We start from the raw sequence: 22,381 nt of genomic DNA, 5'->3' as shown, positions 1-22,381 counted from the left end.
GTGCCCGGGCCGGCGGATCGTTCCGGCTCCGGCACGGCGGCCCTCGGCGGGGCGTCCGAGGGGACGGGGGCGAGGTGAGCCGGGTCTGGTCGGTGGACGACCATCTGGCGGACGTCCTCGGGTCCGTCCGCCCGCTCGACCCCATCGAGCTCCAGCTGCCCGACGCCCAGGGCTGTGTGCTGGTCGAGGACGTCACGGTGCCGGCCGCCCTGCCGCCGTTCGACAACAGCTCGATGGACGGGTACGCGGTCCGGGTCGCGGACGTGGCCGGCGCCACCGAGGAGTTCCCGGCCGTGCTGACCGTCCTCGGTGACGTGGCGGCGGGCAGTGCGGGCCTGATCGAGGTCGGCCCCGGCGAGGCCGCCCGGATCATGACCGGTGCGCCGCTGCCGCCCGGTGCCGAGGCGGTCGTCCCGGTCGAGTGGACCGACGGCGGCGCGGGCGGGGGAGCGGCCACCGCGATGCGCCCGGCCGGCCGGGCCCCGGAGGACGCGGCGGGCGAGGTCCGGGTGCACCGCCCGGCCGGGGCCGGCGCCCATGTCCGCCCCCGGGGCAGCGACGTACGCGCGGGTGACCTGGCCCTGGCCACCGGCACCGTCCTCGGGCCGCCCCAGCTCGGGCTGCTCGCCGCCATCGGCCGGGGCACCGTCCGGGTGCGGCCCCGCCCCCGGGTGGTGGTGCTCTCCACCGGCAGCGAGCTGGTGCAGCCCGGTGAGGAACTGGGCCCCGGCCAGATCTACGACTCCAACAGCTTCGCGCTCGCCGCCGCGGCGCGGGACGCCGGGGCCATCGCCTACCGGGTGGGCGCGGTCACCGACGACGCCGACACCCTGCGGGCCACCATCGAGGACCAGCTGATCCGCGCCGATCTGCTGGTCACCACCGGCGGGGTCAGCGTGGGCGCGTATGACGTCGTCAAGGAGGCGCTGTCCTCGGTCGGCGACCGGGCGGCGGACCCGGCGGGCCATCCGTTCCCCGGGGACCACCCGGATCCGGCCGCCGGCGGTCCGGCCGAACCCGTCGGCAGCACCATCGACGACGGGAGCGGACCGGCCCCCGGGGTCGACTTCCGCACCCTGGCCATGCAGCCCGGCAAGCCGCAGGGCTTCGGCACCATCGGCCCCGACCTCACCCCGCTGCTGGCGCTGCCGGGCAACCCGGTCTCCGCGTACGTCTCCTTCGAACTGTTCGTCCGCCCGGTGATCCGCACCCTGATGGGCCTGGAGGACGTGCACCGCCCGCGCGTCCGGGCCGCCCTCGCCGCCGGGACCCCGCTGACCTCCCCGGCCGGCCGGCGGCAGTTCCTGCGCGGGACGTACGACGCCGAGCAGGGCACCGTCACCCCGGTCGGCGGGTCCTCCTCCCACCTGGTGGGCGCGCTGGCCCACGCGGACGCGCTGATCGTCGTACCGGAGGAGGTCACGGAGGCCGCTCCCGGTGCCGAGCTGGAGGTGGTCCTCATCGGCTGACCCGCCCGCCGTGGCGGTACGGTGTCCCCGCTGTGCCTTCCGGGGGCCGACCCCGGACCCCCGGGGGCTGCGACACTGGACCCCTCGGGGCAACCGGCGCCGGACGCGAGGCGGAGTTCAGTTGAGTACGCAAGGCAGCCTGACGCACATCGACGAGTCGGGCGCTGCCCGGATGGTCGACGTCTCCGGGAAGGACGTCACCGCCCGCACCGCCCGCGCCACCGGCCGGGTGCGGGTGGCGCCCCGGGTGATCGAGCTGCTGCGCGGCGAGGGCGTGCCCAAGGGCGACGCCCTCGCCACCGCCCGGATCGCCGGGATCATGGGCGCCAAGCGCACCCCCGACCTCATTCCGCTCTGCCATCCGCTGGCCCTCTCCGGGGTGCGGCTCGACCTGGCGGTGGCGGACGACGCGGTCGAGATCACCGCGACCGTGAAGACCACCGACCGCACCGGCGTCGAGATGGAGGCGCTCACCGCCGTCTCGGTGGCCGCGCTGACCGTGGTCGACATGGTCAAGGCGGTGGACAAGGCGGCGGTGATCACGGACGTCCGGGTGGAGGAGAAGACCGGCGGCACGTCCGGCACCTACCGCCGCGACCCGGAGACCGCCCCGGGGGCCCCCGGCTCCCCGGCCACGCCGGCCACCGGGGCTTCCGGAGCCGGTGCGGCCACCGGGGCCGCCGAGGGGACGGGCCGGTGACCCCGGTCCCCGCCGCCCCCCGCCGGGCCCTGGTCGTCACCGCCTCCAACCGGGCGGCGGCCGGGGTGTACGAGGACCGCAGCGGGCCGGTGCTGGCCGCCGGGCTCACCGGGTTCGGCTTCGCGGTGGACGGCCCCCGGGTGGTCCCGGACGGGGAGCCGGTCGGTGACGCCCTGCGCGCCGCCGTCGCCGCCGGGTACGACCTGGTGGTCACCACCGGTGGCACCGGTGTCTCGCCCACCGACCGCACCCCCGAGGTCACCCGGGCCCTGCTGGACCACGAGATCCCGGGCATCCCGGAGGCGATCCGGGCGTACGGCCGCGAGAAGGTCCCGACCGCCGCGCTCTCCCGGGGCGTGGCCGGGGTGGCGGGCCGGACCCTGGTCGTCAATCTGCCCGGCTCCACCGGCGGGGTGCGCGACGGGCTGGCCGTGCTGGAGCCGCTGCTGGCCCACGCGATCGACCAGCTGCGGGGCGGCGACCACCCCGGCCCGGCTTCCGGTCCGTTGCCCGGTCCGTCGCCCGACTCGGCTTCCGACTCGGCACCCGGTTCGTCGTACGGCCCGTCGTCCAGCCCGTCATGAATCACATCTGGCCCGTCACGCTCGCCGCCGGGGACGTCGTGCTGCGCCCGATAAGGATGCGCGACCAGGCGGCCTGGCGGGAGGTGAACCGGCGCAACCGGGACTGGCTGCGCCCCTGGGAGGCGACCGTCCCGCCGCCCGCGCCCGGCGCCCCGCCGGTCCCGCGGCCGACCTACCGGCAGATGGTCCGGCACCTGCGGGCCGAGGCGAACGCGGGGCGGATGCTGCCGTTCGTCGTCGAGTACCGGGGCCGGCTGGCGGGCCAGCTGACGGTCGCCGGCATCACCTGGGGCTCCATGTGCTCCGGGCACGTCGGCTACTGGGTGGACCGGGAGGTGGCCGGGCGCGGGGTGACACCGACGGCGGTGGCGCTCGCGGTGGACCACTGCTTCCGGGGCCTCGGGCTGCACCGGATGGAGGTCTGCATCCGGCCGGAGAACGGCCCGAGCCGCCGGGTGGTGGAAAAGCTCGGTTTCCGCGAGGAGGGACTGCGGCCGCGCTATCTCCATATCGACGGCGCGTGGCGGGATCATCTGGTCTTCGCGCTCACGGCCGACGAGGTGCCGGACGGGCTGCTGCGCCGGTGGCAGCGGAGCCGTCCGGGGGCGGCCCGCTGAAAAACTCTGGAAATAAGTCAAACGTTCGAATACAGTGACCGGCGGGCTATCGGCCGACTGCTGATCGAGCGACAAATCATCCGTAATCGCTCCAAACAATCACAAAAGAAGTCAGTGATATCAGCCAGATCGTGCGACACACCGGCTCAATTGGCCGATGGGCCCGCGCCAACCCCTCTACGGTGTGAAGCGTGAGCAGCAGCGGCCTCATTTACGCAGTCATCGTCGGGGCCTGGGCCGCCTACTTGGTGCCGATGTGGCTCCGCAGGCAGGACGAGCTGAACGAGGCCCGTCCGACGGAACGCTTCAGCACCGCCATCCGGCTCCTGTCCGGACGGGCGGGGATGGAGCGCCGATACGCCAGGGAGCTGCGGGAGCGCACCTCCGAGGCGGTCACCGGCGTGGACCCGGAAGCGGCGACCGAGCATCTCGGTCCGATCGACGTCCGGGCCTTCGCCGCGCCCCCGGACCACACCGAGGCGCGCCTGGAGATCCCGGAGGCCCGGCCGGCCAAGCCGCGCCCGGCCCGGCGCCCCCGCCCCGGCGCGGCGGCCGAGCGGGCCCGCCGCTCCAAGGTCCTGGCCCGGCGCCGGCGCACCACCACCCTGCTCTTCGTGGCCTTCACGCTCGGCGCCGTCGTCGCGGCCGTCGGCGGGCTGGCCTTCCTCTGGGCGCCCGCCGCGCCGGCCGTGCTGCTGAGCGCGTACATCGTGCACCTGCGCCGCCAGGAGCGTAAGCGCTTCGTGTACGTGATGGACCGCCGCCGCGCGGAGGCCGCCGCCCAGCGGCTGCGCGAGACCCGCCGCCAACCCGCCGCCCCGGTGGAGCCCGAGCCCCAGCCGGTGCCGGAGGCCGCGGTCTCCCCGCAGGAGGCCGGGCGCCGGGCGCTGGTCGAGCAGACCGACCACGCCGAGTGGGTGGACCAGCAGCGCGAACCGGGCCCGGCCCGGGGCGACAGCTGGGACCCGGTCCCGGTGCCGCTCCCCACCTATGTCACCGCCCCGGTCGCCCCCCGCGCCTCGGGCGGCGTCGACATCACCGACCCGGAGACCTGGAGCGCCGCCCGCTCCTCCGCCGCCGAGCCGACCCCGCCCCCGGCCACCCGCGACCACCCCCACCCCCCGCGCCGCGCCCCCCGCGACCACGGCCGGACGCCCCTCTTCGACCAGTACGCCGACGAGGACCGCCCCCGCGCGGCGAACGAGTGACGGCCCCCGCACTGACCAGCGGGGAGTCCGGCGGGGAGCGGATTTCCGAGCACCCCGATCGGGATGCTAAGGTTTCACACGTCGCAAGGGCCTGTGGCGCAGACTGGTAGCGCACCTCGTTCGCATCGAGGGGGTCAGGGGTTCAAATCCCCTCAGGTCCACGCACACCAAAGCCCCCGCCGGGTTCACCCGGCGGGGGCTTTGCTTTGCCCTCTTTCCTGCCTCAGGTTGCCTCGATCGCGTTGGGGTGGGTGCAATGATCCAGCCGCTGCGGGGTGATCAGCGAAGGCGGTTCTTGCGTTTGCCTTTGGTCAGGTACATCTCGGCGTCGGCAGCGGCCAGGGCGTCGGCCAGTGACGGTTGCGGCAGGTCGGCCCGGCGGCAGAAGCCGACCGACGCGCTGACCGGGATGAGCGCGCCGTCATGGAGGACGGGTCGGTTCAGTGCGGCCCCGAGCCCGCCGGCGTCGAGGGTGACAATGGTGACGGCCGCGAACTCGTCGCCGCCGAGACGGGCAGGAATGCCGCGCCAGCCGCACCAGTCGGACAGCCGGGTGGCGGTCGCGACCAGGACCGCGTCGCCGGCCGCGTGGCCGTGGGTGTCGTTGATGGCCTTGAAGTCGTCGAGGTCCACCAGGAGCACCACGGCAGTGGAGCAGATCGTGAGGATGCGCTGGGCGCGGGTGTTCCAGCTCGCACGGGTGCGCAGGCCGGTGAGCGGATCGCGGTGGGCGCGGGCCAGACGGCGGGTGAGTGCGCCGCCGTGAACCATCCAGCCGAGAGCCAGCAAGGCGGCGATGATTTCCAGCTGTCCCGGGCCGCGCATCGGCCCCTGCCGGACCGGGGTTGCGAGCCGTCGAGTGTGTGGCGTCTCGTTCGCCCCGGTGATAATCGGTCGGACGAGGATGCTTTGGGCTGTCTGGAGGAAAACTTCTGAGCCGGAATGCGGCTGCGGGCCCGTGGGCCAGCGTCTATGCATTGTTGATCCCTTCGAACGTCCGCCGTCTGTACTCAGGCAGGGTGAATGGGATTCAACATGCCCTCGGATTGGCCCATTCGTGGGCTACGCTCAGAGGGCATGTCGGAGCCCGTTGTCGGGGTCACGTGCGCCGGTGCCGCTGAGCTGAGCCCTCAGCGGCACCAATCAAACTACTGAGGCGCCTCTGGTTTTTTACGGCACGGTGCCCCCCGAACGCTCGTGCGGTGCTGCGAACAGGCCGGGCCCGACCTTGGCCAAGTGGCCGTTCGAAACGAGTTTCTCGAGGGCCGCTCGAACACTCTCGACATTTGTGCGCTTCGAAGCATCCCGTCCCAGCGCCAGGGTGATGTGCTTCGCCGTGAGGGGGCGGGCAGTGCCGCAGACGAGGAGACGGATTCTTGCGCTCACCGGGCCCAGGGGCGATCCATCCGTAGGGGCCGAGGCCGCCCGCTGATTAGGCATTGGTGCAGCAGCTACTCCGACGCCCTCCACGTCCGGCTGCTTCTCGCCTGCACCCCCGGAGTCGATCGCAGTCTGCTCTGCGGGCTGAGCATCATGCCGGGCGGGGGCCGGCTTATCGGGTACTACGGCCATGACCTTGGTCACGGTTCGCTCGCTGATGGCCAGGTGCGCGAGATATTCCGTCAGCTGGGCGGCCTCGTTTCGAATCTGCTCAAGCCGAGCGCTGGCCCGTTTTTTTTCTTCCCTTAGCAGTTGCATTACCGTGTCGTTCACTATCTGGCCTCCTCTTGAGCGCCGAGCATGGAATTTGGGTCACCATGCTCAAGCCCTCGATATCAATTTAGGCATGCGTGACGCCAGAATCGGGGTAGACACGCAAGCGCAGAGAATCGCACCCTGAGGTGTTGCGGCAGTAATCAGGGGAGTGGCTGCGAGGTGATCGGACGGAATGCGAAACCATTTCGTACGCGGGGTGGGCGGCAAAGGTGCCTGCAAGTAGGGGAGTTGGGCACCCGTGGAGACGTGGGACCCTGTGAGAGAGCTCAGTCCTCGGTGGGCCCCTCCACCTCCGTGTGTTTGCCGAGTGAAGCCGCATCTCTGAAGGGGGCCAGTGCTGCGTACAGGCGCTCCGTCATGGCGTCCTATGTCTGTCAGTGGGGTCTGCAGCTGCCCAAGTTCTGGAGTCTGCTCGGAAGATCTGCCTCCACCTGCCTCGCTCTATGAGCCGGAGTCGTCCCAGCGCAGTCAGAGCGTGTGGCCTGCGCCTTGCACAGGCGTGGATGGTGCGTGGCAGGAGAGGGGGCGCGGGGGTCATCCGACCCGGTGGACGACCAGGTCCAGGCGCTCGGGGAGGTCGGTGAGGTGGGGGAGGGTCTCCAGGTGGTGGACGCCGGGCGGGAGGGGGCCGGTCAGCAGGGCGCGGGTGGTGTGGGCGGCGGTCAGGCCGGTGATACGGCTCTGCTCCCGGCCGGCCAGGGCGAAGGCGGCGTGCCGGGTGCCGCGTACGGCGTCGGCCCGGATCGCGAAGCCGTCCCCGCCCAGGTGGATCCGGCGGAACGCCTCGGTGAGCAGGCGCCGTACGGCCGGCCGGCGGGCGGATCCGGTGCGGCGCAGGGCGAAGAGGGCGGCGGTGAGCGGCCGTGAGTCCAGCGCCAGCCGGGTGGTCACTTCCGGGACGCCCAGCGTCCGGCGCAGGGTGTGCTGGTCGGAGAACGGGAACGGGTGGGCCGTACGCGCCCCGTACCCGGGCAGGTCGTACCGTCCCGGCGCCCCGGTGACCGGCTCGGCCAGCCCGGCCGCCGTCCATCGCACCGCGTCGGCGCCGTGCCGTTCCCCGGCACCCAGCAGGACGGTCAGGTCGATCCGCTCGGCCCCGCCCACCGCCTCATGGGCCCGGCGGGCCAGCAGATTGGTGAGGCCCGGGGCGACGCCGACGCTCAGCACGGCGGTGGCCCCGGTGGAGTGCGCCAGGTCGTCCAGTGCCGCCGTCCCGTCGAGCAGCTCGCGGGTGGCTCCCACGTCCACCAGGCCGATGCCCCGCTCCAGGCAGGCCCGGGCGATGCCGGCGTCGGGCGGCTCGACGCACAGCACGACGGCGGTCAGACCGCCGGGCTCCTGCCGCAGTTCGTCCAGGGTGCGGCCGAAGGCGGCCGGGTCGGTCACATCGATCCGGACGCCCCGGCTGCGGCCACCGGTCAGCACCCGGCCGGGAAACCAGGCGTCGAGCGCCCCGGCCGCGGTCGTACCGACGGCGCCGTGGCCGCCGGCGACGAGAACCCGGGAGGGGGAGGAGGGGGGTTGGCTGTAGCCATGCTCTAGTGAAATATCACTGTAGTGTCACTACAGTCAAAGGTCCGTGGTGCGGGTGAGGTGGTCGATGTGGGCGAACGTCCGGTGACGCGTGCGGAGAAGGCCCGGCGCACCCGGCGGCGGATGCTGGACGCGGCCGGCCGGCTCTTCGTCGAGCAGGGCTGGGTCGGGACGACCGTCGAGGGCATCGCCCGGGCCGCCGAAGTCGCCACCCAGACCGTGTACTTCACCTTCGGCAGCAAGCGGGCCCTGCTGAAGGAGCTGCTGGACCTGGCGGTCGCCGGGGACGCGGAGCCGGTCACCACCCTGGACCGGCCCTGGGCCCGGGAGGTGGTGGCCGAGCCCGACCCGGCCCGTCAGCTGGCCCGGCAGGCGGCCGGGGCGCGGGCGGTGCTGGAGCGGGCCGCACCGGTGCTGGAGGTGGTCCGGAGTGCCGCGGCCGCCGACCCGGAGCTGGCCGCGCTGTGGCGGACCAATCAGGAGCAACGCCACGCGGCGCAGCTCCACTTCGCCCGAGCGCTGACCGGGAAGGCCGGGGAACTGCGGGCGGGGTTCGACGCGGAGGCGGCCGCCGATGTGGCGCTGGCCGTGCTGGGGCCGGAGAGCTGGGGGCTGCTGGTCGACGGGCGCGGCTGGTCGCCGGAGCGCTGGGAGCGATGGGCCGCCGACGCGCTGGTGCGGCAGTTGCTGCGCTGATGCGGGTCGTCGTACTCGTCGCCCGGTCGGGACGACCGCCACCGTGCGTACGTGCCGCGGGTGTTGACGGTCGTTGACGGGGACTGGGCCGTCGCCCGCGGTGCCGTCGGCGGACGGGAGCGCGGGCGACGGACGGTGTCAGGAGGTCTGGGCCCGGTCGTACAGGGCCTTGGCCTCGTCGCCGAAGTAGGGGCCGAACATGCGCTTGGGCAGGAAGACGTAGCCGAAGCTGTTCACCGACACCTGGAGCCCCGTGCCGGTCGCCTCGTCGAAGTCGGTGAACCAGGGGCCGCCGCTGGAGCCGCCGGTCATGTCGCAGCCGAGGCCGTGGTCCTGGGTGAGCAGGAAGTCCTTGGACGAGTTGCCGCTGCAGTAGATCAGTCTGGTCCCGTCGTACGGGGCGGCGGCCGGGAAGCCGAAGCTGTACATCCGCTTGTTGTAGCCGCCGTTGAACTGGACGCCCTGTGCCCCGGTGACATCGGTGAGCCGTTGGCCGTTCAGCGGGGCGACCACGGCGGCGCCGATGTCGTTGTTCATGTCCTCGGTCGCCTCCCACTGCGGGGTGGTCAGCGTGCGGGCCGCCGGCCACTGGCCGTACGGTGCCTGGCCGTTGTCGTAGCCGGGGACGAAGATCCAGTTGGTGTGCCAGCTGCCCTGGTACTTGACGCAGTGCCCGGCGGTGAGCACCGTACTGCCGTTCTTGCTGGTCACCGCGTTGCCGGAGCAGGAGGCCGTCCGGTCCTTGAGGGTGAAGAACACCCGGCCGGAGGTGGTGGTCACCGCCTTGGCGCCGGTCCAGGGGCCGCCCGGCTGCGGGAAGGCGAGCGAACCGGCGGCCGGGGAGGCGGTCCGCGAGGCGGCCGGGGACGTGGGCGGGACGGTGACCGGCCTTCCGGCGGGCGCCCGTTGACCGCTCCGCGCGGTCCCGGCGAGCGGCGGGTCCAGCGGGGTGGCCGCGCGCATCCGGGCGGCCGTCCAGAAGACCTGGGCGCCGCGCTGCTCGGCGGCCGGGACGGTACGGGCCGGGGCCGAAGCGGCGGGCTCGGCGGGGACCGGGGCGGCGGTGGCGGCGGGAGCCGAGAGCATCGAGAGGGCTGACAGCACCGAAAGCGCGGACAGCGCTGCCAGGGCCGGAGCGGTGGCCGGCCGGGCGGGGGTGGTGCCGGGGGTGCGGCGGGGGCGTCTCACGCGGATCTCCTTCTGCCGTGCCCGGGGGACGTGCCGGGGCACGCCCGGACGGGGTGGGGAACGGGAAGCGGAGCGGATCGACGTACGTGAGGCAGCGTGCCACGGGGCGCGGCGCCCCGGGCAGCGGGGTGTCGGCCATTCCCCGGCGGGCCGGACGGCGGCCGCGCGGGTGCCGGGGCGGGGAGTGCCGGAGGTCAATTCCGGCTGCTCCAGGGGTTTTTAGAGGAGCTTCGCGTAACAGCGGCTGCTGGGATACTCGCGGTAGTAGCCGAACTTGGCACAGGGTGCGTAGCCGCTCGACACATAGAGGGCGATGGCCTCCGGCTGCATGTCGCCGGTCTCCAGCACCATCCGGACGCGCCCCGCCGCCCGGGCGTCCTCCTCCAGCTCCGCCAGCACCCGCCGGGCCAGCCCCCGGCCGCGCGCCTCGGGGATCACGTACATCCGCTTCAGCTCGGCGTCCCCGTCGGCGTACCCCTCGCCGTTCAGGTCCTGTCGGCGCCAGCCGCCGGTGGCGACGGGCCGCTCGAAGGGGTCGTACACGAGCAGATACAGCCCGTGCGGCGCCCGGAACATCGAGGGGTCCAGCGGTGTGAGATCGCCCTCGTCGCCGTACCGCCGCGCGTACTCCAGCTGCACCTCGTCATTGAGTTTGACGGCGTCGGGGTGGTCGAAGGCGGTGGGGCGGATAATCATACGGGGTATCGTATCTCTATGGGGGAGGCGGGGGAGGGGAGTGGTGGGTAGGGTGCCGGGATGCTCACTGTGACCACCGCGAATGTAAACGGACTGCGCGCCGCCGCCAAAAAGGGCTTTGTGGAATGGCTGGCCGGTACGGCGGCCGATGTCGTCTGCCTCCAGGAGGTCCGCGCGGAGGAGTCGCAGATCCCGGCGGCCGTCCGGGCGCCCGAGGGCTGGTTCGCCGTCCACGCCCCGGCGCTCGCCAAGGGCCGGGCCGGCGTCTCGCTCTACACCCGGCGGGAGCCGGACGCGGTGCGGGTCGGCTTCGGGGTGAGCGAGTTCAACACCGGCGGGCGCTATGTGGAGGCGGATCTGCCGGGTGTCACCGTCGCCAGTCTGTATCTGCCGTCCGGCGAGGTGGGCACCGAGCGGCAGGACGAGAAGGTCCGGTTCATGGACGCCTTCCTGCCGTACCTCAAGGAACTGCGGGAGCGGGCCGCCGCCGACGGGCGCGAGGTGCTGGTCTGCGGCGACTGGAACATCGCCCATCAGGAGGCGGACCTCAAGAACTGGCGGGCCAACCGCAAGAGTTCCGGCTTCCTCCCGGAGGAGCGCGCCTGGCTCTCCCGGGTCTATGACGAGGCGGGGTACGTGGACGTGGTCCGGGCCCTCCACCCGGACCAGGCCGGGCCGTACTCCTGGTGGTCCTACCGGGGCCGGGCCTTCGACAACGACTCGGGCTGGCGCATCGACCTCCAGGTGGCCACGCCGGGGCTGGCCGGGCGCGCGGTGAAGGCGTGGGTGGAGCGCGCCGCGAGCCACGACGAGCGGTGGAGCGACCACGCCCCGGTCTCGGCGGTGTACGAGCTGTAGGGTCCGGGGGTTCTCAGGGGCGCGGCCAGGGCCCTGGGCTGCCGGGCCGGGGCGGCGGCTGCCGGGGCCGGGGGCGACTTCCGGACGGTTCCGGGGCGTTGGCGGTCCGGGCGGGGCGGTGGCTGGCACAGTGGCGGTCGTGCGTCCCGTCGCCGTACGGCTCCGGCCGTCCGTACTCAGTCCGTTGGTACTGCTGCTGCCGCTGCTGGGGTGGTCCGCCGCTCCGGCGACCGGTGCGCCCGCGTCCGGCGCCTCCCCCTCCGGCGCGCCCGGCCCCGGCGCGCGTGCGGCTCCCGCGGGCGCGACCGGGGTGCCCGCCGGGACACCGGACGTGCTGCTGGCCGACCAGGCGTCCCGGCGGGTGCTGCGGCTGGACGGGCGGCGCCGGGAGTGGGGGCCGGCGGCGGTGCGCTGGGCGTTCTCGCCGGTGGGGGACGCCCGGTACGCGGATCTGGAGCCCGAGCGGAGCTGGGTCTACCCGGACGAGGCCAAGCTGCGGGTCTGGCGGGGGCGTACCTATGTGCTGCTCACCGCCTCGTACGGCTTCGCGGCGGTGGTGGCCTACCCGGGCGGCGGCCGGCACTGGGGCGCCGCGCTCTCGCCGGGCGGCATCGCGGACAACCCGCACAGCATCGAGCTGCTGCCCAACGGCGATGTGGCGGTGGCCGCGAGCACCGGCGGCCTGGTCCGGCTGTACGCGGCCTCCCGGGGCCCGGCCGGGGTGCCGTACACCAGCTACCCGCTGGCCGACGCCCACGGGCTGCGCTGGGACGCCCGGCTGCGGGTGCTGTGGGCGCTGGGCGGCGACCGGCTGGTGGCGCTGCGCCCGGAGCCGGGCCCCGCCGGCGGGGCGCCGGTGCTCACCCGGCTCCTGGAGGTGCCGCTGCCCGAGCGGGGCGGCCACGACCTGGGCCAAGTGGCGGGCGACACCGGCCGGTTGTGGGTGAGCACCGGCAAGGCGGTGTACCAGTACGTGAAGAGCACCGGGGAGTTCGTGCGGGACTTCCCCGGGGCGGCCGGAATCAGCCGCGCCGACGTCAAGTCGGTCGGGGACGACCCGGGCACCGGACAGGTGCTGTCCACCGTCCCGGAGCCCGGGCTGCCGGAGACCTGGTGGACCCGGACGGCCGCGGTGCACCGCCCGGAGGGGGCGTACCGGTTCGAGGGCGGGGGGATCTACAAGGCCCGCTGGTGGCGGGCGGGGAACTGATCCCTGATCGACTGTTCCCGGTTCCCTCGCTCCCCGCTTCGGTGGGCCCGGTGCCCGGTGCCCGGCGGTCAGGGGGTGTCGGGTGCGGCGGGGCGGTCGCGCAGGCGGCGGTCGAGCGCGAGGGACAGTTCGGCGTCCACGACGCTCTTGGCCAGCGGGCGCAGCCGGTCCGCGTCCTCGGTGCCGCCCCGGTGGGTGACGAGCAGCTCGGCGAAGAGGTCGGCCAGCGCGTCCGCGTGCTCCCGCACCCGGCCCGCCGCCGCCAGTACGGCTGCCAGCGGGACGCCTTCCCCGACCAGTGCGGAGGAGACGGCCAGCAGCCGGCGGCTGATGTGGACGATCTCCTCGCCGTCGGCGGCCAGATAGCCGAGTTCCAGGGCGGCGGCGAAGTTGTCCGGGGTCACCTGGTCCCCGAAGTGGTCGGCCAGCTCCTCCGGGGTGAGCCGGACCGGCTCCTCCTCGGTCGGCTCCACGAACCCGAGCGCCTCGCCCATGTCCCGGCCGCTCTCCAGGGTGGTGGCCAGGTCCGCGATGCCGTTCAGGGTGTGGCCGCGCTCCAGCAGGGCGGCGATGGTACGGAGCCGGGTCAGGTGCTGGGGCCCGTACCAGGCGATCCGGCCCTCCCGGCGGGGCGGCGGGATGAGGCCGCGCTCGCGGTAGAACCGCAGGGTGCGGACGGTGATGCCGGCCGCCTCGGCCAGCTCCTCCATCCGGTACTCCCGGGCCCCGGGTGCGGCGGCCGAGCCACCGGGCGCCCCGGGGCCGCCGGAGCCACCGGGCGCCCCGGGACTGACGGGACCGCCGGAGCCGTTGGGGCCCTTCAGATCGCCGGAGCCGCCGGGTGCACCGGAGCCGTTCGGGCCGCCGGGGCCTCCCCGGGGCCCCGGATCGCCGGACGTTCCGGTTGCCGTTCCCGGAGTCCCTGGGCTCCCCGGGGCTCCCGGGGCCTCGGGGATGCCCGGGGTCTCCGGGGTTCCCGAGCTTCCCTGACCTCCCGGGGTCCCCGGAGAACGCCGGGTCTGGCGCCGGGGCCGGCCCCGGGTGGCCGCCTGCTCACTCGTCACGGCCGCCACCCTATGCCGTACCCCCGGTAACTTCCTCGGTCCTACCCCTACCGCCCGGTAGCCGACTGCTCTACTCTCCGAACCGTGCCAGTGTTTACTGGCGCGGTTCCGGCGCCCTGTGGGTGAGGTGAGCCGGCAGCGGCGAAGGCAGTGGCGGAAGCGGAGGCGGAGGCGGCATGAGCCAGCATGAACGGCATGTACGGGTGGCGGTGATCGGATCGGGGTTCGGCGGCCTGGGGGCCGCGATCCGGCTGCGCCGCGAAGGAGTCACCGACTTCGTCGTCCTGGAGCGGGCGGACTCGGTCGGCGGCACCTGGCGGGACAACAGCTACCCCGGCTGCGCCTGCGATGTACCGTCCCACCTCTACTCCTTCTCCTTCGCGCCCAACCCCGACTGGCCGCGCACCTTCTCCGGGCAGCGGCACATCCGCGCCTATCTGGAGCGGGTGGCCGACACCTTCGGGCTCCGCCCGCATCTGCGGCTCGGCCACGAGGTGCGGCGGATGCGCTGGGACAACGACGAACTGCGCTGGGAGATCGAGACCGGCCGGGGCGACCTCACCGCCGATGTGGTGGTCTGCGCGGCCGGACCGCTCTCCGACCCGAAGATCCCGGACATCCCCGGGCTCGCCGCCTTCGAGGAGCAGGGCGGCCGGGTCTTCCACTCGGCCCGCTGGGACCACGGCTACGACCTGACCGGCAAGCGGGTCGCGGTGATCGGTACCGGGGCCTCCGCGATCCAGATCATCCCCGCCATTCAGCCGGAGGTCCGCCGGCTGACCCTCTTCCAGCGCACCCCGGCCTGGGTGATGCCCCGGATGGACCGCCCGATCACCGCCGCCGAGCGCTGGCTGCACCGCAAGGTCCCCGCCACCGCCACGGCCCGGCGCGGACTCCTGTGGGGCATACGGGAGTTGCAGGTCAGCGCCTTCACCAAGCGGCCCAACGAGCTGGGCCTGGTGGAGAACATCGCCAAGGCCAACATGGCACGTGCCGTCCGGGACCCGGAGCTGCGGGCCAAGCTGACCCCCGACTACCGGATCGGCTGCAAGCGGATCCTGCTCTCCAGCGAGTACTACCCGGCGCTCGCCCGGCCCAATGTGGACGTGGTCGCCGCCGGGCTCACCGAGATCCGGGGCAACCGGCTGATCGGCGCCGACGGTTCGGAGGCGGAGGTGGACGCCATCGTCTTCGGCACCGGCTTCCATGTGACCGACATGCCGATAGCCGAGCGGGTGACCGGCGCCGACGGCATCACCCTCGCGGAGAGCTGGAAGGACGGCATGGAGTCGCTGCGCGGCGCCACCGCCGCCGGGTTCCCCAACTGGATGACGATCATCGGCCCCAACACCGGCCTCGGGAACTCCTCCATGATCCTGATGATCGAGTCCCAGCTGAACTATCTGGCCGACTACATACGCCACTTGGACCGGCTCGGCCCCGGCACCACGCTCGCCGCCCGTCCCTCCGCCGTCGCCGCCTGGAACCGGCGGGTGCAGGACCGGATGAAGCGCACCGTCTGGAACGTCGGCGGCTGCGACTCCTGGTACCTGGACGCCAACGGCCGCAACACCACCATCTGGCCCGGCACCACGGCCGAGTTCCGGCGCGCCACCCGGGCGGTGGACCTCTCCGAGTACGAGGTCGTACGGGTCCGCGACCGTGGCTCCCGGACCGAGGAGGCCCTGGCATGAGCCCCCGCAGGAACCCGCGTACGGATTCCGGTACGACTCCCCGGGTGAGCAACCGCACGCGTTCCCGTACGAGTTCCGGGACGCGGTCCCGTTCGGGGACGGCCGGCGTGCTCACCGGAACGGCGCCCGCGTCCGGGCCGGTCCCCGCGCCGGTACGGAAGCTGCGCCCGGTCTCCGCCGACGGCACGGTGCTGTACGCCGAGGTGTACGGCCCCGAGGGCGCCCCCGCCGTCGTGCTGTCGCACGGCTGGACCTGCTCCACCCTGTTCTGGTCGCACCAGCTCCGGGTGCTCGCCGGGGACCACCGGGTGGTCGTCTACGACCAGCGCGGTCATGGCCGGTCGCGTACCGTCGGCCCGGCCGGCTGCACCACCGACGCCCTGGCCGACGACCTGGAGGCGGTGCTCGCCGCCACCCTGGAGCCGGACGAGAAGGCGGTGCTGGTCGGCCACTCGATGGGCGGGATGACCCTGATGGCCGCCGCCGGCCGGCCCGGACTGCGCCGGCACGCGGCCGCCGCTCTGCTGTGCAGCACCGGCTCCAGCCGGCTGGTGGCCGAGTCGCTGCTGCTGCCGCTGCGGGCCGGCCGGCTGCGCGACCTGCTGACCACCGTCATACTCGGCGCCCGCGCCCCGCTGGGGCCGGTGACGCCGGTCTCCCGGGCGCTGCTGAAGTACGGGACCATGGGGCCCGGTGCCGCTCCGGACCGGGTGGCCGAGTGCGCCCGGATCGTGCACGCCTGCCCCCGGCCGATCCGGGTGGCCTGGGCGCATGTGCTGGAGGAGCTGGAGATCGGGCACACCGTACGGGAGTTGCGGGTGCCGACCGCCATAGTGGCGGGTGCCGCCGACCGGCTCACCCCGCCGGTGCACGCCCACGCGCTGGCGGCCGAACTGCCGGAGTGCCTCGGGGTGGAGGTGCTGCCCGGGGTCGGCCACATGTCCCCGGTCGAGGCGCCGGAGGCCGTCACGGCCCGGATCCGCGCGCTGGCGGAGACGTACCTCCCGGGGCTTCCCGGGCAGCCCCGGACGGCCGGAGCCGCGAAGACCGGACCCGCGAGCACGACTGAACCGCCGGGAGCGCCCGAACCGCCGGACGCGGCCGTACCCACGAGCACGACCGAACCCACGAGGACGACGGAGGAAGTGGTATGAGCGGGGTCATGGGCGGGGTGGCGCTGGAGGGGCAGGTCGCGGTCGTCACCGGCGGGGCGCGCGGGGTCGGCGAGCTGCTGGCCCGGAAGCTGTCCGCGCGCGGCGCCCGGGTGGCGCTGGTGGGCCTGGAGCCGGACGAGCTGAAGCGGGTCTCGGGGCGGCTGCACAGCGAGAGCGACTGGTGGCACGCGGACGTCACCGACCAGGCGGCGATGCGCCGGGTGGCCGGGGAGGTCAAGGAGCGGTTCGGCAAGGTGGACATCGTGGTCGCCAACGCCGGGGTGGCGACGGGCGGTCCGCTGGCCGACTCCGACCCGGACGCCTGGCGGCGGGTGATCGAGGTCAATCTGATCGGCGGCGCGGTCACCGCGCGGGCCTTCCTCCCCGTACTGGCGGAGAGCCGGGGCTACTTCCTCCAGATCGCCTCGCTGGCGGCGATCACCCCGGCGCCGATGATGACCGCGTACTGCGCCTCGAAGTCGGGGGTCGAGGCGTTCGCGCACAGCCTGCGGGGCGAAGTGGCGCACCAGGGCATCCGGGTGGGCGTCGGTTACCTCTCCTGGACCGACACCGACATGGTGCGCGGCGCCGACCAGGACGACGTGATGCGGGAGCTGCGGCAGCGGCTGCCCTGGCCGGCCAACCGCACCTATCCGCTGGGCCCGGCCGTGGAGCGGCTGGTGGCGGGCATCGAACGGCGCTCCGCGCATGTGTACGCGCAGTGGTGGCTGCGCGGGATGCAGCCGGTGCGCGGCTATCTGCCGGCGCTCGTCGCGCTGGGCGCCCGGCGGGAGATGAAGCGCTTCGGCCCCCGGGTCGCGGGCACTTCCCGGGGGCTGGTCGGAGCCGGCGGGGCCGCCGACGAACTGGAGCGCGGCGGCCACGAGGCGCGCGGGACGGGGGAGCGGATGGTCGGCTCTTGATCGAAATGCACGGGTCGTCCCCCCGTGCCAGGCTGGTCCTGCCCGGGAGCCGGAGAACGGTTCCCGTGTCCCCCCACACATCCATCCAGGAGTGAATCGATGGGCATCGCAGACCAGTTCAAGGACAAGTCGCAGGAGCTGAAGGACCAGGCGAAGCAGCGCGCCGAGCAGGTCCAGCGCGAGGGCAAGCAGCGCGCGCGGCAGGACCGCCAGCAGGACGAGGACCAGCGCCCCGACCGCCGGATGGCGGACGAGATGCTGGACGAGCGCCAGTAACCGGTCCTCCGGCGTCCGGCACGGGCCGTCCGCCCCTGGGGGCGCCGACCCGCGCATGACGTGTCCGTACGTGCCCGTACGCCTTCGGCGCGGGGGCGTACGTCCGTGAGACCGAGAGGCGCACCCGGGACGCCGGGTGCGCCTCTCGCGTGCGCGGTACGTGCCCCGCACCCGCTGGTACGTGGCCGGGGCTGTTCGGTCTGGCGGGCCGTCCGGCCACCGGGGTGTCCGACCGCCCGGTTACCGGGGCGGCAGCGGGGGGCGGCGGCGGGAGGGGGCCTGCGAGTAGTCCGGCGGGCGGGCCGCCGGGTGGTCGGCCAGCAGCCCGAGGGCCACCTCCACCGCGTCCGCGAGCTGGGCGTGCCGGCCCTCGGCCCAGTCCAGCGGGGTGCGCTCCACCTCGATGTCCGGTGCCACGCCGTGGTTCTCGACCGACCAGCCGTACTCCTCGAACCAGGCCGCGTTCATCGGCACCGTGATCACCGTGCCGTCGCCCAGCCGGTGCCGCCCGGTCATCCCGACCACCCCGCCCCAGGTGCGCAGGCCCACCACCGGGCCGCGCCTCAGCAGCTTGAAGGCGGCCGTGATCATGTCGCCGTCCGAGGAGGTGGCCTCGTCCGCCAGGGCGACCACCGGGCCGCGCGGGGCGTTGGAGGCGTACGAGACGGCCTGGGCGTTCCGGGTCAGGTCCCAGCCGAGGATCCGGCGGGTCAGGGTCTCCACCACCAGTTCGCTGATGTGCCCGCCCGCGTTGCCGCGCACATCCACGATGAGCGCGGGCCGGGACACCTCCCGCCGCAGATCCCGGTTGAACTGCGCCCAGCCCGAGCCGCCCATGTCGGGGATGTGCAGATAGCCGCACCGGCCGTCGCTCAGCTCCCGCACCACCTGGCGGCGCTTGGTCACCCAGTCCTGGTAGCGCAGCGGCCGTTCGTCGATCAGCGGCACCACCGCCACCCGCCGGGCCCGCCCCTCGGTCCCGCCCTCCCCGGCGCCGGGGAGGAAGGTCAGCTCCACCGTGGTGCCGCCCGCCGCCGCCAGCAGCGGATACGGGCCCGCCACCGGATCGACCGGCCGGCCGTCCACATGGGTGAGCACCGCGCCCTCGCGGATGCCCGTACCGGCCAGCGGGGAACGGGCCCTGGAGTCCGAGGAGTCACCCGGCAGGATCCGCTTGACCAGCCAACGGCCGTCCCGGCAGACGAGATTGGCGCCGAGCAGGCCCATCGCCCGCTGATAGTGCGGCGGGCCCTCACTGCGGCGGGCGGGGGTGACGTACGCGTGCGAGGTGCCCAGCTCACCCATCACCTCGCGCAGCAGATCCGCGAACTCGTCGGGCGAGGCGACCCGTTCGACCAGCGGCCGGTACTGGTCCAGCACCGCCGGCCAGTCCACCCCGCACATGTCCGGCTCCCAGAAGTAGGCGCGCGTGATCCGGCCCGCCTCGGCGTACGCCTGCCGCCACTCGGCGCCCGGTTCCACCTCGTGCTTGATCCGCCGGAGGTCCAGATAGACGGTGGTGTCCCCGTCGCCGCCCTCGGTCGCCGGGACCGCCCGCAGCTCGCCCTCGTCCACCACGACCAGCCTGCTGCCGTCACCGCTGACCGCGAACCAGTCGAGATGGTCCACGAGTTCGGTGCGCCGGGCCTTGGCGAGGTTGAAGTGTTCCAGGGTCGGCCGGCCCGAGGTGTCGGCCGGGTTGGCGAAGGTCTCGCCCAGCGCGCCCGAGATCGGCCAGCGCAGCCACACCAGGCCGCCGCCGCTCACCGGGTGCAGCCCCGAGTACTTGGACGCGGCCACCGGGAACGGTGTCACCCGGCTGGCCAGTCCCTCCGTCTCCACCACGGGCGTTCCGTCGCCGGTCTCCTCGTCCAGCGGGTCGAGCCCGCCCGCCGCCGGGCGTCCCTCGGGCGAGAGCGCGAAGGGGGACGGGGTGGTGGAGGAGAGCGGTACGAGATAGGGGCGGCAGCCGAGCGGGAACGACAGGTCGCCGGTGTGGACGTCGTACACCGGGTCGAAGCCCCGCCAGGAGAGGAAGGCGAGATACCGGCCGTCCCGGGTGAACACCGGGTTCTCGTCCTCGAACCGGCCGTCGGTCACGTCCACCACGGTGCCGTCCGCGATCCGGGCGATCCGGATCTGCCGCAGCGAGCGCCCGACCCCTGGATGCGACCAGGCCAGCCACGCCCCGTCCGGCGAGAACGCCAGGTCCCGCACCGGCCCGTTGAGCGACCGCGCCAGCTCGGTGACGGTGCCGGGGGGTGTGCGGGGGGTGGGGGTCTTCTCGGTGCCGGTCGTGGCGGTGGTCTCCGTGTCGGTGGCGGCGGTGTTCGCGGTGGCGGTGGCCGTGGCGATGGCGGTGGTGTCGGTGGCGGCGGTGTTCGCCGGGCCGGTATCGGCGGTGTTCGCCGGGTCCGTGGCGGCGGTGCTTTCCGTGGGGGTGTCGGTGGTGTCCTCCGGGGCGGTGGCCGGTTGGGCTGTGGGCCCGGGCGCGGTGTCCGCCGTGTCGTTCCCCTCGTCCTCCCCTTCCGTCCCGCCGTCCTCCTCCGCCGTGTCGAGGAGCAGCAGCCGGCCGTCGTGCGCGGCGATGGCCAGCCGCTTGCCCTCCGGGTCGGCCACCATCTCCAGCACCCGGCCCAGCCGCCCCGCCGCCAGCCGGAGCGACGGGTGGTCACCGCTCACCCGGGGCAGCCGGGCGACCTCGACGGCGTCCTCGCCCTCGGCGTCGGTGACATAGGCGATCCGCCCGTCGCTGCCCAGCATCTCGGGGAGCCGCACCCGTACCCCCGGGGTGTCCGCGATGGCGCGGGCCGGGCCGTCCCGGTGGGTCAGCCAGTAGAGGCTGCCGCGCACGGCGACCGCGCTGGCCCGGCCGGTCTCGTCCACCGACACCGCGTCCACATGGCTGGCGGCCGGCACCTGGTACGTACGGCGTCCGGTGCGCGGCCCGCCGAGCCGTACGCCCAGCCGGCGCGGGACCGAGTCCGGCGTCAGGGCGTCCACCAGCCACAGGTCGCCCGCGCACTGGTAGACCACCCGGCGCCCGTCCGAGGAGGCGTGCCGGGCGTAGAAGGCGTCGTGGTCGGTGTGGCGGGTGAGGCCGGTCCCGTCCGGCAGGCAGGAGTAGAGGTTGCCGACGCCCTCGTGGTCGGAGAGGAACGCGATCCGGCCGGCCACGAACATCGGGCAGTCCAGGTGCCCTTCGAGATCGGGCAGCAGCCGTTCGCCGTGCAGCCACAGCCGCCCGGTCGCCCCGCCCCGGTAGCGCTTCCAGGCCGCCGGCTCGTGCGGGGGCTTGCCGGTCAGCAGCAGGGTCCGGTGCTGACCGTCCAGCTCCGCGACGGCGATGTCCGAGACGGGCCCCCAGGGCAGGCGCTTCCCGGGTTCCCCGCTGGTCGGCACGGTGTAGGCCCAGGAGAAGTGGGAGAACGGCTGCCCGTGCGAGGCGACGGCCAGGATGTCCCCGTCCGGGCTCCAGCCGCACACCCGGGTGTCGAACGACCCCCAGTGGCTCAGCCGCCGCGCGGTGCCGCCGTCCACCGGGGTCAGATGGATCTCCGGGGCCATGCTCCGCCAGCTCGTGTACGCCAGGAACCGCCCGTCCGGCGAGAAGCGCGGGTGGCCGACCCGGGTCCGGTCCGCGGTCACCCGCCACGCCCGGCCCGGCGGATCGTCGCCGTCGCCGAGCGGGGCGACCCAGAGGTCGTCCTCGGCGACGAAGCACAGCAGGTCCTGGTGGAGATGGGGGTACCTGAGGTACGCGCGCTCGCTGCTCACATGGCCCATGCTTTCGGCGCACCGGGAGCGGGGCAACTCGGCCGCCTGACCAGCGCGGTGGCACCGGGCCCGGGCGGGCACGGGCTGCCGGGCCGGGCGTGCGCGGTCGTACCGGGCGGGCCGCGTAGGTGCTGCCGGCGGCGGTCCGCCGGGCGCCGCCGGGCCCCGGGAACCGGCGTGGGGCGGCGTGGGGCGGCGTGAGGCGGAACACGTGCGAAACGGTTTCGTTTCGCGGAGACCTGATCTAGGCTCTGCTGTACGAAACGGTTTCGTTTCGATGGAGCCCGTACCCCCTGGTGCGCGGGCGCGCAGCGCCATATCCCGTGCTGCGCGGGCGCGTCCGACCGCACCGCGACACCCCTCCGAGAGGCCGCGCATGACCCCGCCCCGCAGCAGACTCACCCCGGAACGCGAGTCCGAGCTGTACGGGGCCGTGCTCGACCTGCTCCGGGAGGTCGGCTACGACGCCCTCACCATGGACGCCGTCGCCACCCGTACCCGCGCCAGCAAGGCCACCCTCTACCGCCAGTGGGGGAGCAAGCCCGAGCTGGTGGCGCACGCCCTGCGGCACGACAAGCCCCTTCACATGGGCGACATCGACACCGGCACGCTCCGGGGCGACTTCCACGCCATGGTGGAGCTCTCCGACGACAGCCGGATGGAGCGGGACTGCGCGCTGATGCGGGGCCTCGCCCACGCCGTGCACGACAACCCCGATCTGCTCACGGCGTTCCGCGAGCTGCTGGTGGAGCCCGAGGTGACGGGGCTGCACGGGGTGCTGACACGTGCGGTGGCGCGGGGTGAGGTCGCCGCCGACAACCCGGCGCTGAAGTTCGTCCCGCACATGCTCGTCGGGGCCTTCACCGCCCTCCCGCTGATCGAGGGCCGGGACGTCGACCGGGCGTTCCTGGCGGAGTACGTGGACGCGGTGGTGCTTCCCGCTCTCGGCGTCTGACCTCCCGAGGGACACGGGCCCGCACCCTCACCTCACCCTCCGATCCCACCTGTCCCGACCGCC

Annotated in this window: 20 protein-coding genes and 1 tRNA gene; 14 read left to right on the top strand and 7 right to left on the bottom strand. The window is 74.0% G+C overall.

The genetic code is table 11. The features are described from left to right. Positions 1 to 74: 74 nt before the first annotated feature. The 6 genes from NX801_RS27615 to NX801_RS27590 all read left to right on the top strand — a co-directional run bounded on the left by NX801_RS27615 (position 75) and on the right by NX801_RS27590 (position 4,739). Positions 75 to 1,469, top strand: coding sequence for a molybdopterin molybdotransferase MoeA (locus NX801_RS27615; protein ID WP_258790664.1), 1,395 nt, complete (start codon positions 75 to 77; stop codon positions 1,467 to 1,469). Between the two features lie 121 nt (positions 1,470 to 1,590). After that, positions 1,591 to 2,169 (top strand): cyclic pyranopterin monophosphate synthase MoaC, encoded by a 579-nt coding sequence (gene moaC, locus NX801_RS27610; RefSeq protein WP_258790663.1) that lies wholly within the window; start codon positions 1,591 to 1,593, stop codon positions 2,167 to 2,169. Next, positions 2,166 to 2,753 (top strand): MogA/MoaB family molybdenum cofactor biosynthesis protein, encoded by a 588-nt coding sequence (locus tag NX801_RS27605; protein WP_258790662.1) that lies wholly within the window; start codon positions 2,166 to 2,168, stop codon positions 2,751 to 2,753. The genes moaC and NX801_RS27605 overlap by 4 nt, the downstream gene beginning before the upstream one ends. Then, complete coding sequence (locus NX801_RS27600; RefSeq protein WP_258790661.1) at positions 2,750 to 3,370, top strand: GNAT family N-acetyltransferase; 621 nt, start codon at positions 2,750 to 2,752, stop codon at positions 3,368 to 3,370. The genes NX801_RS27605 and NX801_RS27600 overlap by 4 nt, the downstream gene beginning before the upstream one ends. Positions 3,371 to 3,561: 191 nt before the next feature. Beyond that, entirely contained in the window at positions 3,562 to 4,578 is a 1,017-nt protein-coding gene (gene sepX / locus NX801_RS27595) for a divisome protein SepX/GlpR (RefSeq protein ID WP_258790660.1), read from the top strand. A gap of 87 nt (positions 4,579 to 4,665) precedes the next feature. Next, positions 4,666 to 4,739 (top strand) — tRNA-Ala (locus tag NX801_RS27590). A gap of 118 nt (positions 4,740 to 4,857) precedes the next feature. Here the strand turns inward: NX801_RS27590 and NX801_RS27585 are convergent. The 3 genes from NX801_RS27585 to NX801_RS27575 all read right to left on the bottom strand — a co-directional run bounded on the left by NX801_RS27585 (position 4,858) and on the right by NX801_RS27575 (position 7,719). Continuing rightward, complete coding sequence (locus tag NX801_RS27585; protein WP_258790659.1) at positions 4,858 to 5,403, bottom strand: GGDEF domain-containing protein; 546 nt, start codon at positions 5,401 to 5,403, stop codon at positions 4,858 to 4,860. A gap of 345 nt (positions 5,404 to 5,748) precedes the next feature. Beyond that, a complete protein-coding gene (locus NX801_RS27580) occupies positions 5,749 to 6,291 on the bottom strand; it encodes a hypothetical protein (RefSeq protein ID WP_258790658.1) in 543 nt (180 codons plus the stop codon). A gap of 537 nt (positions 6,292 to 6,828) precedes the next feature. Further along, positions 6,829 to 7,719, bottom strand: a complete 891-nt coding sequence (locus tag NX801_RS27575) for a saccharopine dehydrogenase family protein (protein ID WP_258790657.1) — start codon at positions 7,717 to 7,719, stop codon at positions 6,829 to 6,831. Positions 7,720 to 7,896: 177 nt separating this feature from the next. Between NX801_RS27575 and NX801_RS27570 the strand changes: the two genes are divergently transcribed. Further along, positions 7,897 to 8,523, top strand: coding sequence for a TetR/AcrR family transcriptional regulator (locus NX801_RS27570; protein ID WP_258790656.1), 627 nt, complete (start codon positions 7,897 to 7,899; stop codon positions 8,521 to 8,523). Positions 8,524 to 8,661: 138 nt separating this feature from the next. Here NX801_RS27570 and NX801_RS27565 read toward each other — a convergent pair whose 3' ends face one another. Further along, positions 8,662 to 9,609, bottom strand: a complete 948-nt coding sequence (locus NX801_RS27565) for a trypsin-like serine peptidase (RefSeq protein ID WP_258790691.1) — start codon at positions 9,607 to 9,609, stop codon at positions 8,662 to 8,664. Between the two features lie 321 nt (positions 9,610 to 9,930). Continuing rightward, positions 9,931 to 10,407: a GNAT family N-acetyltransferase gene (locus tag NX801_RS27560; protein WP_258790655.1), complete on the bottom strand. Its 477-nt coding sequence runs from the start codon at positions 10,405 to 10,407 to the stop codon at positions 9,931 to 9,933. Between the two features lie 60 nt (positions 10,408 to 10,467). On the opposite strand from NX801_RS27560, the gene NX801_RS27555 reads away from it, so the two are divergent. Both NX801_RS27555 and NX801_RS27550 read left to right on the top strand, forming a co-directional pair. Beyond that, positions 10,468 to 11,265, top strand: coding sequence for an exodeoxyribonuclease III (locus NX801_RS27555; protein ID WP_258790654.1), 798 nt, complete (start codon positions 10,468 to 10,470; stop codon positions 11,263 to 11,265). A 139-nt stretch (positions 11,266 to 11,404) separates the two neighbouring features. Continuing rightward, on the top strand, positions 11,405 to 12,475 hold the full coding sequence (locus NX801_RS27550; RefSeq protein ID WP_258790653.1) for a DUF6528 family protein: 1,071 nt from the start codon (positions 11,405 to 11,407) through the stop codon (positions 12,473 to 12,475). Positions 12,476 to 12,543: 68 nt separating this feature from the next. Here the strand turns inward: NX801_RS27550 and NX801_RS27545 are convergent, their stop codons facing one another. After that, a complete protein-coding gene (locus NX801_RS27545; protein ID WP_258790690.1) occupies positions 12,544 to 13,185 on the bottom strand; it encodes a MerR family transcriptional regulator in 642 nt (213 codons plus the stop codon). Between the two features lie 530 nt (positions 13,186 to 13,715). On the opposite strand from NX801_RS27545, the gene NX801_RS27535 reads away from it, so the two are divergent. From NX801_RS27535 to NX801_RS27520, 4 genes are all read left to right on the top strand, one after another. Continuing rightward, positions 13,716 to 15,233, top strand: a complete 1,518-nt coding sequence (locus tag NX801_RS27535; RefSeq protein ID WP_258790652.1) for a flavin-containing monooxygenase — start codon at positions 13,716 to 13,718, stop codon at positions 15,231 to 15,233. Positions 15,234 to 15,340: 107 nt separating this feature from the next. Then, entirely contained in the window at positions 15,341 to 16,387 is a 1,047-nt protein-coding gene (locus NX801_RS27530; protein WP_428986250.1) for an alpha/beta fold hydrolase, read from the top strand. A gap of 8 nt (positions 16,388 to 16,395) precedes the next feature. Further along, positions 16,396 to 17,310 carry an SDR family oxidoreductase gene (locus NX801_RS27525; RefSeq protein WP_258790688.1) on the top strand — a complete coding sequence of 305 codons (915 nt, stop codon included), beginning with the start codon at positions 16,396 to 16,398 and terminating at the stop codon, positions 17,308 to 17,310. A 99-nt stretch (positions 17,311 to 17,409) separates the two neighbouring features. Then, positions 17,410 to 17,586, top strand: coding sequence for a hypothetical protein (locus NX801_RS27520; RefSeq protein WP_258790651.1), 177 nt, complete (start codon positions 17,410 to 17,412; stop codon positions 17,584 to 17,586). Between the two features lie 240 nt (positions 17,587 to 17,826). Here the strand turns inward: NX801_RS27520 and NX801_RS27515 are convergent, their stop codons facing one another. After that, positions 17,827 to 21,363 carry a S41 family peptidase gene (locus NX801_RS27515; RefSeq protein WP_258790650.1) on the bottom strand — a complete coding sequence of 1,179 codons (3,537 nt, stop codon included), beginning with the start codon at positions 21,361 to 21,363 and terminating at the stop codon, positions 17,827 to 17,829. A gap of 376 nt (positions 21,364 to 21,739) precedes the next feature. On the opposite strand from NX801_RS27515, the gene NX801_RS27510 reads away from it, so the two are divergent. Then, on the top strand, positions 21,740 to 22,318 hold the full coding sequence (locus tag NX801_RS27510) for a TetR/AcrR family transcriptional regulator (protein WP_258790649.1): 579 nt from the start codon (positions 21,740 to 21,742) through the stop codon (positions 22,316 to 22,318). Positions 22,319 to 22,381 lie beyond the last annotated feature (63 nt).

The sequence above is a fragment of the Streptomyces pyxinae genome, assembly GCF_024756275.1.
Lineage (GTDB): Bacteria > Actinomycetota > Actinomycetes > Streptomycetales > Streptomycetaceae > Streptomyces > Streptomyces pyxinae.
Note: the sequence above shows the minus strand (reverse complement) of the source record. Positions and strands in the feature narration are given on the sequence as shown.

Coding starts and splice junctions, on each gene's coding strand:
- NX801_RS27600 (WP_258790661.1), top strand. CDS start 2,750: ATGAATCACATCTGGCCCGTCACGCTCGCCGCCGGGGACGTCGTGCTG.
- NX801_RS27585 (WP_258790659.1), bottom strand. CDS start 5,403: ATGCGCGGCCCGGGACAGCTGGAAATCATCGCCGCCTTGCTGGCTCTC.
- NX801_RS27565 (WP_258790691.1), bottom strand. CDS start 9,609: ATGCTCTCGGCTCCCGCCGCCACCGCCGCCCCGGTCCCCGCCGAGCCC.
- NX801_RS27560 (WP_258790655.1), bottom strand. CDS start 10,407: ATGATTATCCGCCCCACCGCCTTCGACCACCCCGACGCCGTCAAACTC.
- NX801_RS27555 (WP_258790654.1), top strand. CDS start 10,468: ATGCTCACTGTGACCACCGCGAATGTAAACGGACTGCGCGCCGCCGCC.
- NX801_RS27545 (WP_258790690.1), bottom strand. CDS start 13,185: ATGGAGGAGCTGGCCGAGGCGGCCGGCATCACCGTCCGCACCCTGCGG.
- NX801_RS27535 (WP_258790652.1), top strand. CDS start 13,716: ATGAGCCAGCATGAACGGCATGTACGGGTGGCGGTGATCGGATCGGGG.
- NX801_RS27525 (WP_258790688.1), top strand. CDS start 16,396: ATGGGCGGGGTGGCGCTGGAGGGGCAGGTCGCGGTCGTCACCGGCGGG.
- NX801_RS27520 (WP_258790651.1), top strand. CDS start 17,410: ATGGGCATCGCAGACCAGTTCAAGGACAAGTCGCAGGAGCTGAAGGAC.
- NX801_RS27510 (WP_258790649.1), top strand. CDS start 21,740: ATGACCCCGCCCCGCAGCAGACTCACCCCGGAACGCGAGTCCGAGCTG.